This window comes from Prevotella sp. E15-22, from assembly GCF_023204875.1.
Classification (GTDB): domain Bacteria; phylum Bacteroidota; class Bacteroidia; order Bacteroidales; family Bacteroidaceae; genus Prevotella.
Genome location: NZ_CP096247.1, coordinates 2043375 through 2056865, shown reverse-complemented (window position 1 = coordinate 2056865; position 13491 = coordinate 2043375). Strand labels below are relative to the sequence as shown.

Genomic DNA, 13491 nt, shown 5'->3' with positions numbered 1-13491 from the left:
GATATTGCTTACTCGTAACGACTCAGTCCTTCTTGCAGGAACTGTACGTACTCAGGAACATCTTCCTTGTAGGCATGACTGCCACAGAGAGGCTTGCCGTTGTTGTCGAGGATGACGTAGTAGGGCTGTGCGTTGGCGCCAAACTTATGACTCTGCAGATAGCTCCACTTGGCTCCAACAGTACGGAGCGTCTTGGTCTCTCCTTTTTCGTCAGTGACAGTCAATGGCTCTGCGAGTGGTGTCTTGTCGTCAACGTAGAGTGAGATAAGCACATAGTCCTTGGTGATAAGGTCGGCCACCTGTGGGTCGGTCCATACTGAGGCCTCCATCTTACGGCAGTTCACACAGCCAAAGCCTGTGAAGTCGACCAATACGGGCTTGCCTTCGGCCTTGGCGGCGGCCATGCCCAACTCGTAGTCAGTAAAACGGGCTTCAACGGTCTTGGTGTTCAGGTTGAAGTCCTGTGTGTTCATAGGAGGTGCGAAGGCACTGACAGCCTTGCAGGGAGCGCCCCACAAACCAGGAATCATATAGACTGCGAACGCCAGAGAAACGAGTCCGCCCATGATGCAGACCACAGGCATGGGTTTGCTCTCGCCATTCATCTCGTCGGAAGGGAATTTCAGCCAGCCACAGAGATAAGCGCCCAGCAGTGCGAAGATGACGATCCAGAGCGACAGGAATACCTCACGGTCGAGCAGATGCCAGCCATAGGCCAGGTCGGCCACAGAGAAGAACTTCAGGGCGAAGGCTAACTCGACAAAGCCCAGCACCACCTTGATGGTGTTCATCCATGAGCCCGACTTCGGAGCCTGCTTAAGCCAAGAGGGGAAGAGGGCAAAGAGGGTGAAGGGAAGGGCAAGAGCCACGGCAAAGCCCAGCATGCCGAGTGCTGGTGCCAGCCAGTTGCCGCTGGTGGTTGTCTCAACGAGCAACAGACCGATGATGGGTGCTGTGCATGAGAATGATACCAGTACCAATGTGAAGGCCATGAGGAAAATGCTGATGAGTCCGCTGGTGGCCGATGCCTTGGTGTCAACACTGTTGGCCCAACTCTCAGGCAACTTAATCTCGAACCAGCCGAAGAACGACAGGGCGAAGACCACGAGCAGCAGGAACAGGAAGATGTTGAACACGGCATTGGTAGACATGGCATTGAGCGTGTCGCTTCCAAAGAGTCCTGTGACGCAGAGACCCAGGGCCAGATAGATAACAATGATGCTGATGCCATAGGTGAACGCATCGCGAATACCCTTTCCTTTGTCGTCCTTAGAACGCTTTAGGAAGAAGCTTACTGTCATGGGAATGATGGGCCAGATGCAGGGCATGCAGACGGCCAGCAGACCACCAACAAAGCCCATGAGCAGGATATAGAGCAGCGACTTGCCTGCAATGCCATCGTTTTCGCCCATGTTCTGTAACTCGTTGATAACGGGCTGCCAAAGGTCGGCGTTGCCAGGCACATCGGCTGTTGCTACTACGGCCACGGTATCGGTTGTCGTCGTGTCTTGTACTTCCTCAGCTGGAGTCGCTTCCAATTCCTTGGGTGCGTTCTCAACGGCGGCGTCCTTCAGTTCAATATTGCCGCTTTTGCGGAAGGTGACCTGTGTGGGCGGCATGCAACTCTCATCGTTGCAGGCACCATACTCCAGATAGGCGTCGATATTGTAGTGCTTCTGCGTGAAGCGAATCTTCTGTTTAAACGTGGCAGTCTTTTCAAAATAGCGCAGCTCCATGCCAAACAGAGGGTCGAATTTCTTGATTTCCTTGCCAATGGGCTTCAACTTGCCCACGCGCTCGGCACCCTCCATCTTGTCAATATTGAAGGTTGCCTCTACAGGACCGTCGTTACCAAGATCGGTGGAATAGACGTGCCAGCCTGGATCAATGACGGCTTTGAAGATAATCTCGGCTTCATTGCCTGACAGCATCTTGAGTTCGCTACTAAAATGTACAGGATCGGCCATTTGGGCCTTTGCTGCCAAGGTGATGATGGCAGCAGTGATGAGAAGAAAAATACGTTTCACAGTGATAGTTTAGTATTATTTGCGTATAACTTTTTTTGCTTGTCCGTTTTCTACGATGATATAGATACATCTGTGCTGGGGGATAGCACTGAGTCGGCGGCCCTGAAGGTCGTAGATGCCATCGATAATCCTTGCCGACTGTGAGGCGCTTATATCCTGAATGCCAGCCAGTATCTTGGTGTCGCTTGTGTCGAAGTTCTGCGTACCTCCATTATAGGTGATGGTGCCGTCGGCAGTGATGGCCTTACCCTCGTAGTTGCTGATTGTCAGAACGCCGTCGAGCATGTAGAAGTTGCCACTGTCCTCGTCCTCGTGGTTGGGCATGGCGCCTGTTGAGGCTGTGCCGCTCAACTCCGTTTGTATGCCGTCGTCGCCCACACCACTAATGCTCACGTTACCACTCTCCATGAGGAAATACTCTTTGCAGTGGATGCCGTCTTTGACAGCCTTGGTGATGTTGATATTGCAGTTCTTAATCTCCAGATATTCCTTGCTATAGATGCCATGCTTACTGTTTCCAGCAATGTTTAGCGTACCCTTGCCCTTAAACTTGGTGTGTCCTTTGCTGTGGAAAGCTCCGTTATAGTCAGCATTGGCACCGTCAGTCAAGTTGCTGGTGGTGCCTTTCTTCACACTGACCGAGATGCGTTTGCCGTTCTGAATATTGATGGCTGGGCCGCTGGGGTTGGTGATGGATACGCCTGCGAGTTCCAGACTGCACTTGAACGCACCCTCCAGGAAGAACTCTCCGTCGCTGGTGTTGCCCGAGAGGACATAGATAATCTCGCCGTCCTCATTGTCGGCATTGGCATCAACGCCATTGAAACTCTCACTCTGCACCAGTTTGACGTGCGAGCTGCCGTTGCTAAGGTTTGTCACAAAGCTACTGATGTTGTTTGCAATGGTGACGGAAGCCGTATTGCCATTGAAAACAATCTCCACGGTGTTGTCCTCTACGGCACTCATGGAAAGGGTTCCTGCAATGCAGGCAATGATGCTCACGAAAAGCTTTCTCATATCTAATTGTCCTGTTAAATTGGTTGAAATTCACTTTTTCGGCCACAAAATTAAGAAATAAATGTTGAAATGAATAAAAAAAATCAAAGAATCCTTTGGTTTTAACAAATTATTTACTATTTTTGCCCTGTCTTTAGGAATTTAATCTATGATACAAAATGTGATAAAAACCCGAGTCGTTGGTGTCGGTACGAGTATCGACGAAACAGTCTATGCCATCGTTGATGTGCGTGGTAACATTATTGCGAAGAACAGTTTTCCTACTACTGACTTTCCTAATGCGAACGACTTTATTACGTTTTTGAGTGACCGCATTATAGAATTAGTTGAGGCCAACGGTGGATATGAATCCATTCGTTCTGTAGGCATCAGCTTACCTAGTGGTAATTTCAAGTCTGGGTGTATTGAACACTCTCCCAATATGAGTTGGAAGGGACAGATTCCTATGGCTGCGATGCTGCGCGACAGACTGGGTCTGGCTGTGGCATTGGGCAATGATGCCCATGTGAGAGCCTTGGGCGAATATGTCTTTGGTAGTGCACATGGCCTGAAGGACTTCCTGTATATCAACCTGGGACATGGTGTGGGAAGCTGTATCTTTACTAATGGCAAGGCGTATCTGGGCGCAGAAGGATTCGCTGGCGAGATAGGTCATACCTGTATCGTTCCTAATGGGCGTGTGTGTGGCTGTGGTATGGCAGGCTGTCTGGAGACTTACACAGGCTCTCGTGGTATTGTCATGACAGCACAGGAGTTGCTGGAAACAGATTCGCGTCCTTCTCTGATGCGCGAAATGGTGATTAAAACACCTAAGGATGTGTTTGAATGTTGCGAGAAGGGTGATGAACTGGCTATTGAGACCTTCCGTCGTACAGGCGAGATGTTGGGTGTTGGATTGGCCAACTATGCATCAGTTCTGAATCCTGAAGCGATTATTCTAGCTGGTGGTATTGCTCATGCTGGTAAGTGGTTGATTGAACCGGCTCAAGCTTCATTTGAGGAGCATGTGTTCCATAACGTGAAGGGTAAGGTGAAGTTCCTGACTTCGAATCTGAATGAGTCAGAACGCGATGTGCTGGGTGCCAGCGCCTTGGCTTGGAACGTGAAGGAATATTCGTTGTTTATCTAACAAAAAGAATGAACGTAGACAGAATAAAACAGATTATAGAATCAAAGCCAAATCTGAGTACCGCCCTCGGGATGGAGTTTATCTCCACTCCCGAGGACGATACTTGTATGGCTTGTATGAAAGTAGACGAGCGTAATCGCCAGCCTTTTGGCTTCCTGAGTGGCGGCGCCTCATTGGCATTGGCCGAGAATGTGGCTGGTGTGGGTTCGTCGGCCCTGTGTCCTGGTTGTGCATGCGTGGGCATCGAGGTGAGCGGAAGTCATGTAAAGGCTGTGGTCGAGGGTGACACTGTGACGGCATATGCCCGTATGCTGCATCGAGGCTCCACACTCCACGTTTGGAATGTGGATATCAAGGATACTGCAGGTGATTTGATTTCTAATGTGCGTGTCACAAACTATATCATCAAACAGAAATGACAGGATTCGCTCTGTATAGATTGCCACACGAAAAGCAGGTGACGCTGGTGGCACAGAATGAGGGCGAGCCGTTGAAACTGCCGTCTATCAACGAGCTTAACGGACGGTCGGGCTTTGTGTTGGCTCCTTTTTTCGTTTCTTCGGAAGAGCCTCTCTTGTTGATTAAGCCGGATGTCGTTAAGTCGTTCTCGGATGTTACTGAGGCTAAGGATGTCATTTGTAACTCGCAAATGCCATACTTACAGATGGTAAATGCCATACTTATGGGTAGGAAATGGCATACTTACGAGGAACGTTCGGCATATGCGGAGGATTTTGCTCGTTTTCATGCTCGGCTGAAGGATGAGAGTTTTCAGAAGATTGTGCTAAGCCGATGCTCTGTGACGCCGCGAGATGGTGAAGACCATCCTTTGGAATTGTTTTGCAAGGCCTGTCAACTCTATCCTCGAATGTTTATATCGTTGGTTTGTACGGAACAGAGTGGCTGTTGGCTGACGGCAACACCTGAGATACTGCTTGAGGGCGTTGGCAACCAATGGCGTACCATTGCGCTGGCAGGCACCATGAAGTTGAAGGATGAAGACCTGAATGGCGAGGGTGAGCACGCTACCTGGAGCACGAAGAATATCCAGGAGCAGCGCTATGTGGCCACCTATCTGATGAACTGTCTGGAGCAGTTTGCCACGAATATCCGTGAGGAAGGTCCTCGCACAGTGCGTGCGGCCAATCTGGTACATCTGCGCAGTGACTTTACTTTTGGCCTCTCGGAGGGTGCAGGGGTGGGCGATGTCTTGTTGCAATTGCATCCTACACCAGCTGTCTGCGGCCTCCCCAAGCAGACTACCTATCAGTTTATTCTCGAGAACGAGCATACGCCTCGCCAGTATTACAGCGGTTTTATGGGACCTCTGAACATGTCGTCGGCCACTCATCTGTATGTGTCTCTGCGCTGTATGCAGATAACAGACAGTCAGTATAGGTTGTATGCTGGCGGTGGACTGCTGAAAGATAGCGTTGAGGAACAGGAATGGCAGGAGACGGAGGCTAAACTGGAAACGATGCGACGGGTGCTGGCAGATTAACTTATCATTGACGGAATAACATAAGAACATACTCATGTATAGCAATAAGCAGAATGTAAACATACTGACGAGCTTGTTAGTGGCTCATGGCATTCATCATGCAGTGGTGTGTCCTGGCAGTAGGAATGCTGCCATCGTTCATAATCTGAACGAGTGCCCGGATATTCAGTGCTATTCTGTGACAGACGAACGCTCGGCGGGTTTCTATGCGCTGGGTATGGCGCAGGCTTTGAAGGAGCCTGTGGTGGTTTGTGTCACCAGTGGCACTGCATTGCTGAATCTTTATCCCGCTGTGGCTGAGGCATACTATCAGCATCAGCCTGTGGTGGTGGTCAGTGCCGATCGTCCGCAACTGTGGATAGATCAGCTTGATGGGCAAACCCTGCCACAACCTGATGCGCTTGGTCGCTTTGTGCGTAAGGCTGTTTCCCTGCCAGAGCCTCATGATGAGGAGGAACGTTGGTATTGTAACCGACTGATTAACGAGGCGCTGATTGAACGACATGGACCTGTACATATCAATGTGCCTATTACGGAGCCTTTGTTTGCATTCTCAGTGACAGAGCTACCTGCAGAACGTAAGATTGATTTTACTCCGGCTGATGCCTCTAATATCACCATGTCGCACGTGTGTCGTATGTTCATGCAGGCCAAGCGACCTATGCTTATTGCTGGACAACCCATGAACGCGCTGATGGACGAGGCTGTCGTACAGATAGGTGACGATGCTGATTACGTGCCCGACTTTGTATTGTATATGGGTGGCTCTATTGTGAGTAAGCGACTGAAGCGTTTCCTGCGTAAAGCTAAGGAAACGTGGGTGGTGAACCGTGAGGGTGAGGTGACAGATACGTTTATGAACTTGACGCATGTCGTTCAGGGCAATCCTGAGGTGGTGGCGGATCTGATTCGTTCTAATCTAGAGGAGATGCCGCATCCTTTCGTTCAGAAATGGGAAGTGCTGTTGTCTCAGATACGTGAGAAGGTGGAGGCCTACGAACCTTCTTACTCACAGTCTGCTGTCGTGAAATACTTTGAGCAGAAACGTGGAACGAACATCGTGCATTATGCTAACAGCATGGCTATTCGTTTGGCCAATACTTATTCTAAGACGCCTGTTTACTGTAATCGTGGCGTGAATGGTATTGAGGGTTCGCTGTCAACGGTTGCTGGTTTCTCGTGTGTGACGGATGACAATGTGTTCTGTGTCATTGGCGACCTGAGCTTCTTTTACGATCAGAACGCTTTGTGGAATCAGAATCTGCGTGGAAACTTGCGCATCCTACTCATGAACAATGGTAAAGGTGGTATCTTTGACATGCTGCCTGGTCTGGAACAGAGTGCTGCACGTGATAAGTATGTGGCTGCAACACATCAGACAACTGCTGAAGGCATCTGCCAACAGAATCATGTTGTTTATCGTCGGGCGACGAATATGGAACAGATGCAACAGGGTGTTGACTGGCTCCTTGCAACAAAAAGTGAGCACCCCCTGTTGTTGGAAGTGCTCACTGATGCGCCTGCTGATGAACAGACTTATAGGGATTGTCTATCAATATTTAAATGATGAGCCGCCCACAAACTCACGCATGATAGATGTGGGAGGAATCTCCTTGTCGCTGACGGGCAGGAAGAAGTGAATGAACTTCATCAGACGATGGGCCTCGGCATACTCAGGGCAGTTCTTGGGAACGGAAGCCAGGATGAGTTCGGCGTGGATGCGCAGTACGGCAAATTCAATGTTGAGGGCTGAGTTGAACATCACATCGGCACTTTCCTGGAAGGGGAATATCCATTTGTCTTCTGCTTCACACACATTTTTCCATTGGGCAATGGTTTCCTGGGCAGTAAACGCACCTTTGTTGTAATCACGGATGATGCGACGCAGCAAACGGTTGTCACGTACGGGTATCCAGTTGTGGTCGTCCAACGAGATACTGGTAAGAGCCGAGATATAGATCTTATACTTTAAGGCATCGGGAATCTTCTTTGTGAGCAGTGGGTTCAACGCGTGGATACCCTCAATAATCAGTACGGTATCGTTAGATAGCTTGAGTTTCTTGCCATTCCATTCGCGTTTGCCTGTGACAAAGTTATACTCAGGAATCTCTACGCGCTCGCCTTGCATCAGTCGCAGTAGATGGTCCTCCAACAATGAATACTCTACGGTCTCAATATTGTCGAAATCGTAATCGCCATTGGGTAGTTTGGGCGTATCAACGCGATTTACAAAGTAATCGTCTGTTGAGAATGATACAGGGCGCAGGCCACAAGCCAGTAGTTGAATGCTCAGACGCTTACAAAAAGTGGTCTTGCCCGACGATGAAGGACCTGTGATGAGTACAAGTTTTACAGGGTCCTTCTCACGATGGAACCGACGTTCAATCTCTTCAGCAATCTTAACAATCTTCTTTTCTTGCAGGGCTTCAGACACTTGAATCAATTCCGAGGCGTGGCCACGCATAATGGCTTTGTTCACATCGCCAGCATTGCTCAGTCGCATGATGATGTCCCAGCGTGTCTTCTCAGCAAACATCTCGAAGGTTTTGGGCTGGTCTACTTTCTCGGCCAACTGGTTTGGATTGTTCCAATCAGGAACGCGTAGCAGCAAACCTTCTTCATAGCGCTCTAATCCCCATATCTTCAGATAACCAGCTGAAGGCACCAAGGGACCATAGTAATAGTCTACGGTGTCGCCCAGTGTGTAATAGTCGGAGTAGATATGGCCGCTGGTCTCCAGGAGTTTTACTTTGTCAGAGAATCCTCGATCGGCAAACACGCGAATAGCTTCCTCGTTGGTGGCTTCCGTACGACGGAAGGGCATGTCCATGTCAATGATTTCCTGCATGCGTAGCTTAATCTGTTCTACGTCATCATCGGTCAGTGGACTACCATCTTTCTTCTTGAAGTTACAATAGTAGCCCCTGCAGAGTGAATGCTCAATAAAGAGTTTTGAGCCAGGAAAAAGGTCTTGTGTCGCTTTATAGAGCACAAAACTCAATGAACGTACATACACACGATGACCACTGCCTTCGCGAGCATCCAAAAACTCAACGTCGCGATTTTGATAGAGACGGAATTTTAGTCCTTGTGAGGCGTTGTTAACTTTTGCGGAAACGACGGGGAAGGGCAGTTTGATTTCATCGGCAAACTCCTGATAAACGTCGAGCAACGAGGTTCCCTCGGGGAAACTCTTTGTGACGTTGTTGTTCTTGCAGCGTATTTGAAGCATAGCGTAGATAAGATTTTGGTGCAAAGATACAAACTTTCTGCGAATCTTCCAAATATGTAGTTGGAATTGCTTTTTTTTTGCTAATTTTGCATCGTCTTTAAAACAGCATATAAGATACGTTATGGAATATATGTCACAAGAAGGCTACGACAAGCTCGTGGCTGAACTTCATCACCTGGAAACGGTGGAACTGCCACAGGTGAGAGATGCAATAGCTGAGGCTCGCGACAAAGGTGACCTCAGTGAGAACTTTGAATATCATGCGGCTAAGCGTGAACAGGGACGCTTGCTGAGTCAGATACGTTTTCGTCAAAGGGTCCTGGAAAATGCACGTGTCATCAATAAGTCTCTGCTTGGTGATGGTAGTGTGGGCCTGTTGTGTAAGGTGGAAATGACGAACATGAATACGAATAGTCGCATGTCTTACACCATCGTAAGTCCTCATGAGGCAAACCTCCGTGAAGGGAAAATCTCTATTAAGTCGCCCATTGCTCAGGCTTTGCTGGGCAAGGGTGTTGGTGATGTGGTGGAGGTGCGCGTACCTGCGGGTCTGATGAAGTTGCGCATTGAGGGTATCACGTTGTAATGAAATAAAGAAAGAATAAAGATATGGCACAAAGAGAATGGAAAGAGATTCGTAAGTTCGAGGAGATCCTCTTCGAAGAGTATAATGGTATTGCGAAGATAACCATCAATCGCTCGCGCTACCGCAATGCTTTTACGCCAAAGACAACGCTGGAACTGAGTCAGGCTTTTGCTATGTGTCGTGAGTTGCAGCGCATTCGTGTGGTGCTGCTGACGGGCGCTATGAGTGAAGTGCCTGAGGGAAAAACACTGGCTGATGTGAAGCATGCTTTCTGTTCTGGTGGCGATATGCATGTGAAGGGGCGTGGTGGCTATATTGATGATGAGGGCGTGCCTCGTCTATCTGTGCTTGATGTACAGATGCAGATTCGTCGTCTGCCTAAGCCTGTTATTGCCATGGTGAACGGTTATGCCATTGGTGGTGGTCATGTGCTTCATCTTGTATGTGACCTGACCATTGCTTCTGAGAATGCCATCTTTGGACAAACGGGACCTAAAGTAGGTTCGTTTGATGCAGGCTTCGGCTCTTCGTATCTGGCTCGCATCGTGGGACAGAAGAAGGCGCGCGAAATCTGGTTCATGTGTCGACAGTACTCTGCTAAGGAGGCCGAGGAGATGGGCATGGTGAATAAGGTGGTGCCTATTGAACAACTGGAGGATGAGTGTGTGAACTGGGCGGAAACGATGATGGAGCGTTCGCCTATAGCACTGCGTATGATCAAGGCTGGACTGAATGCAGAGCTTGACGGACAGGCAGGTATTCAGCAACTGGCTGGCGATTGCACCATGCTTTATTACTTCTTGGACGAAGCGCAAGAGGGCGGTAAGGCATTCCTTGAAAAGCGTAAGCCTAATTTCGATCAGTATCCTAAGATTCCATGAAGATAGACGTCGAGGAGCGTGTACTCCATTTTAAGCAACCTGCAGGCACAAGCCGTGGTGTCTATACGGAACGTCGTATATGGCTGGTTCGCATGTCCGATGGCTCTTCTGTCGGAATGGGTGAGTGTGCCCCGTTGCCTGACCTGAGTTGTGATGCCTTGGAGCCTTATATATATAATAAGGTGTTGGGTGATTTCTGTCGTCAGGTGGAGCAGACGGGTGAGATTCCTTATGAGGATTTGCGCGACTACCCATCGATGCTCTTTGGACTTGAGACGGCTATGCTGAACCTGCGTCGAGGCTGTCTTCTGTTTGATACACCTTTTGCACATGGCGTTCAAGGTATTCCTATCAATGGATTGGTGTGGATGGGATCTTATGAAGAGATGCTTCAGCGCATGGAGGATAAACTGGCACAGGGCTTCCATTGCGTAAAGCTGAAAGTGGGTGCCATTGACTTTGAGCATGAGTTTGACTTGGTGAAGCGTATTCGTGAACGTTTCTCGCACCATGAGGTGGAGTTGAGACTCGATGCAAATGGCGGCTTTAAACCTGAGGATGCGCTCTATCGCTTGGAGTTGTTGTCGCAGTATGCTATTCATAGCATAGAACAGCCAATTAAGCAAAAGCAGTGGGCTAAGATGGCAGAACTCTGTCGTGACGCTCCATTGTCTATTGCACTTGATGAGGAACTTATTGGAGTAAACGATCCTGAGATTAAACGCCAGATGTTGCGTATCATCAAGCCGGCTTATATTGTGTTGAAGCCTTCTTTGCATGGTGGAATGATGGGCTGTCGGGAATGGATCGATATTGCTCGTGAGGAGGGTATCGGTTCTTGGATTACCTCTGCCTTGGAGAGTAATGTAGGATTGAATGCCATTGCACAGTTCTGTAGCGAGGTATATGGTGATGAGATTACTTTTCCTCAGGGCTTGGGAACTGGTCAGCTTTTTACAGATAATATTCCTATGCCGCTGGAGATTAGGGGGGATAAGCTATGGATCTCGAGGAATTCTTAGCCGAGTGGCATAGTGATAGTCCTACGGTGCTGGTACACACCAGTGGCTCTACGGGAAAACCAAAGCCGATGCTTGTGGAAAAACGGCGCATGGAGGCTTCGGCGCGTATCACGTGTGATTTCTTAGGACTGAAGCCTGGTGATACGGCGTTGCTTTGTATGTCGCTCGATTATATCGCTGGTAAGATGATGGTTGTTCGCTCGTTGGTTCGTGGATTACGTCTGGTGAGCATTGCACCTTGTGGATGTCCTTCGTGGGATGGCGATATTAATTTTGCGGCAATGGTACCAATGCAGGTGTATAATCTTCTGCTAACTGAGGATGGACGTCGTCGACTGATGGCTATACGACATTTGATTATTGGGGGTGGCGCAATCGATGATGAGTTGGCGGAAAAACTAAGATCATTTCCAAATGCTGTGTGGAGCACGTATGGCATGACGGAGACTCTTTCGCATGTCGCTTTGCGTCGACTGAATGGGGATGAAGCGAGTGAATGGTACATGCCTTTTGAGGGTGTAATGCTTTCGCTAACGGAAGATGGGTGTCTTGTTATTGATGCACCTGCAGTACATGATGGGCCATTGGTAACCAACGATATAGCAGAGCTGTCGGATAAAGGGTTCCGTATCCTTGGACGTAAGGATAATGTTATTTGTTCTGGTGGTATTAAAATCCAAATAGAGGAGGTGGAAAGGATACTACGGCCTCATATCTCAACGGCATTCGTGATTACGAAGCGGGCAGACAAAAAATTTGGTGAACAAGTTGTCTTGCTCACCGAATCGAATGATATGTGTTTTGTGCGAGATGTCTGTCAACGGGTATTACCAAAATACTGGCAGCCGCGTAGCTATTTGCATGTTGATTCTTTGCCGATGACAGAAACGGGAAAGCCTGCTCGTAGGGAAGCGGAGCGCTTAGCAACCCTCGCGATAGAAATCTAATGCTTCTTCTATCTCTTCTTTTGTTGCTGTTTGGTTAATGCGGATATCTCCAATGCCGCCAAGTAACGTGAAATTGATGGCATTGCCTGTGTTCTTTTTGTCGTGTGTCATCAATTCCAAAAGCGTGGGGTAATCGTCGCATGTAATGGGCATTCTTCCATAACGCTCAAAGATATAGCGCGTCATCTGTCGCATCTTGTCAACAGGGAATCCTGTTTTTGCCACACTCAGATAAAGTTCACAGATTAATCCCCATGCCACTGCATAACCATGAAGGACAGGCTTGCGTTGCAGGGCTAGCGATTCGAAAGCGTGTCCTACGGTGTGTCCAAGGTTTAATGCCTTTCGAATGCCCTTCTCTGTTGGATCCTCAGTAACAATATGTTCTTTTACCTGCACGCTTTTTGCTACTAACTGTCCCAATTCTTTGAAGTCAGGCTTGTCAATGTCAAAGTTCATCAACTCGGCCCAATGTGATTCTGTTGAAATGAGACCATGCTTTAGCATCTCTGCATAGCCAGAGAGTATGTTCTCTTCGTCAAGCGTCTGGAGAAAAATGGTGTCGAGAATCACGCAGTTTGCATTGTTAAAGACGCCAATCTCATTCTTTAACCCACCGAAGTTGATACCCGTTTTGCCACCTACGGATGCATCAACCATTGAGAGTAGGGTAGTGGGAATGTTGATAAAGGAGATGCCACGCTTGAAGGTTGAGGCTGCAAAACCACCTAAGTCAGTGACCATGCCACCGCCTAAATTAATCATGAGTGAGTGACGGGTGGCACCCTTTCGTTGCAGTTCGCCCCATACATGACTAATAGACTCGAGATCTTTGTGTGTGTCGCCGGCTTCGATGGTAATAATCTCGGCATCCTTGATGGCGCTATAGTTCTTGATAACGGGCAGGCATAATTGCTCGGTGGTCTCGTCTGTTAAAATGAATAGACGATCTTTGCTGCACATGGCAATGGCCTTACTGAGCTCTGACTCTAGTGCCTCGCTGATGATGACTTTCTGCTTCTCCATTGTTAATGTCTCGTTTTGTATGTGCAAAGGTACACCTTTTTTTTATATAATGGAAAAAAATAGGTCAAAAAGTTTTGCTATTTCGCTGATTTGTTGTACCTTTGCAGCCGATTTGCTTAAAAT

The 13491-nt window shown here is 48.5% G+C and carries 12 protein-coding genes; 8 read left to right on the top strand and 4 right to left on the bottom strand.

The genetic code is table 11. The features are described 5' to 3' along the window. Window positions 1-8: 8 nt before the first annotated feature. Both M1D30_RS08445 and M1D30_RS08440 read right to left on the bottom strand, forming a co-directional pair. A complete protein-coding gene (locus tag M1D30_RS08445; RefSeq protein WP_371874057.1) occupies window positions 9-2027 on the bottom strand; it encodes a cytochrome c biogenesis protein CcdA in 2019 nt (672 codons plus the stop codon). Window positions 2028-2042: 15 nt separating this feature from the next. After that, window positions 2043-3044 carry a carbohydrate-binding domain-containing protein gene (locus M1D30_RS08440; RefSeq protein ID WP_248502934.1) on the bottom strand — a complete coding sequence of 334 codons (1002 nt, stop codon included), beginning with the start codon at window positions 3042-3044 and terminating at the stop codon, window positions 2043-2045. Between the two features lie 160 nt (window positions 3045-3204). Here M1D30_RS08440 and M1D30_RS08435 point away from each other — a divergent pair, with 160 nt between their 5' ends. From M1D30_RS08435 to menD, 4 genes are read left to right on the top strand one after another with little or no spacing between them, the layout of a single operon-like run. Continuing rightward, a complete protein-coding gene (locus M1D30_RS08435; RefSeq protein WP_248502932.1) occupies window positions 3205-4173 on the top strand; it encodes an ROK family protein in 969 nt (322 codons plus the stop codon). 8 nt (window positions 4174-4181) lie between these two features. Next, window positions 4182-4592, top strand: coding sequence for a PaaI family thioesterase (locus M1D30_RS08430; RefSeq protein WP_248502930.1), 411 nt, complete (start codon window positions 4182-4184; stop codon window positions 4590-4592). Then, entirely contained in the window at window positions 4589-5674 is a 1086-nt protein-coding gene (locus M1D30_RS08425; RefSeq protein WP_248502928.1) for an isochorismate synthase, read from the top strand. The genes M1D30_RS08430 and M1D30_RS08425 overlap by 4 nt, the downstream gene beginning before the upstream one ends. Before the next feature lie 34 nt (window positions 5675-5708). After that, the gene (gene menD, locus M1D30_RS08420) at window positions 5709-7241 is read left to right on the top strand and encodes a 2-succinyl-5-enolpyruvyl-6-hydroxy-3-cyclohexene-1-carboxylate synthase (RefSeq protein ID WP_248502926.1); all 1533 of its coding nucleotides are present in this window, start codon (window positions 5709-5711) and stop codon (window positions 7239-7241) included. On the opposite strand, the gene M1D30_RS08415 is transcribed toward menD, so the two are convergent. After that, window positions 7227-8915: a nucleoside kinase gene (locus tag M1D30_RS08415; protein WP_248507788.1), complete on the bottom strand. Its 1689-nt coding sequence runs from the start codon at window positions 8913-8915 to the stop codon at window positions 7227-7229. The two genes, menD and M1D30_RS08415, sit on opposite strands and share 15 nt — an antisense overlap. 112 nt (window positions 8916-9027) lie before the next feature. On the opposite strand from M1D30_RS08415, the gene greA reads away from it, so the two are divergent. Genes greA through M1D30_RS08395 form a run of 4 tightly spaced genes read left to right on the top strand, consistent with a single transcriptional unit; the run spans window position 9028 to window position 12342 of the window. After that, window positions 9028-9492: a transcription elongation factor GreA gene (gene greA, locus M1D30_RS08410; protein ID WP_248502924.1), complete on the top strand. Its 465-nt coding sequence runs from the start codon at window positions 9028-9030 to the stop codon at window positions 9490-9492. A gap of 23 nt (window positions 9493-9515) precedes the next feature. Continuing rightward, complete coding sequence (menB, locus tag M1D30_RS08405) at window positions 9516-10373, top strand: 1,4-dihydroxy-2-naphthoyl-CoA synthase (protein WP_248502922.1); 858 nt, start codon at window positions 9516-9518, stop codon at window positions 10371-10373. Further along, the gene (locus tag M1D30_RS08400; RefSeq protein ID WP_248502920.1) at window positions 10370-11395 is read left to right on the top strand and encodes an o-succinylbenzoate synthase; all 1026 of its coding nucleotides are present in this window, start codon (window positions 10370-10372) and stop codon (window positions 11393-11395) included. Before menB ends, M1D30_RS08400 begins: the two co-directional genes overlap by 4 nt. Beyond that, complete coding sequence (locus M1D30_RS08395) at window positions 11374-12342, top strand: AMP-binding protein (protein ID WP_248502917.1); 969 nt, start codon at window positions 11374-11376, stop codon at window positions 12340-12342. The genes M1D30_RS08400 and M1D30_RS08395 overlap by 22 nt, the downstream gene beginning before the upstream one ends. Here the strand turns inward: M1D30_RS08395 and aroB are convergent. Next, window positions 12316-13368 carry a 3-dehydroquinate synthase gene (gene aroB, locus M1D30_RS08390; RefSeq protein ID WP_248502915.1) on the bottom strand — a complete coding sequence of 351 codons (1053 nt, stop codon included), beginning with the start codon at window positions 13366-13368 and terminating at the stop codon, window positions 12316-12318. The two genes, M1D30_RS08395 and aroB, sit on opposite strands and share 27 nt — an antisense overlap. Window positions 13369-13491 lie beyond the last annotated feature (123 nt).

Bases quoted from the DNA above. Each gene is read 5' to 3' on its own strand.
- M1D30_RS08440 (WP_248502934.1), bottom strand. From the start codon at position 3,044: ATGAGAAAGCTTTTCGTGAGCATCATTGCCTGCATTGCAGGAACCCTT.
- M1D30_RS08430 (WP_248502930.1), top strand. From the start codon at position 4,182: ATGAACGTAGACAGAATAAAACAGATTATAGAATCAAAGCCAAATCTG.
- M1D30_RS08425 (WP_248502928.1), top strand. From the start codon at position 4,589: ATGACAGGATTCGCTCTGTATAGATTGCCACACGAAAAGCAGGTGACG.
- menD (WP_248502926.1), top strand. From the start codon at position 5,709: ATGTATAGCAATAAGCAGAATGTAAACATACTGACGAGCTTGTTAGTG.
- greA (WP_248502924.1), top strand. From the start codon at position 9,028: ATGGAATATATGTCACAAGAAGGCTACGACAAGCTCGTGGCTGAACTT.
- menB (WP_248502922.1), top strand. From the start codon at position 9,516: ATGGCACAAAGAGAATGGAAAGAGATTCGTAAGTTCGAGGAGATCCTC.
- M1D30_RS08400 (WP_248502920.1), top strand. From the start codon at position 10,370: ATGAAGATAGACGTCGAGGAGCGTGTACTCCATTTTAAGCAACCTGCA.
- M1D30_RS08395 (WP_248502917.1), top strand. From the start codon at position 11,374: ATGGATCTCGAGGAATTCTTAGCCGAGTGGCATAGTGATAGTCCTACG.
- aroB (WP_248502915.1), bottom strand. From the start codon at position 13,368: ATGGAGAAGCAGAAAGTCATCATCAGCGAGGCACTAGAGTCAGAGCTC.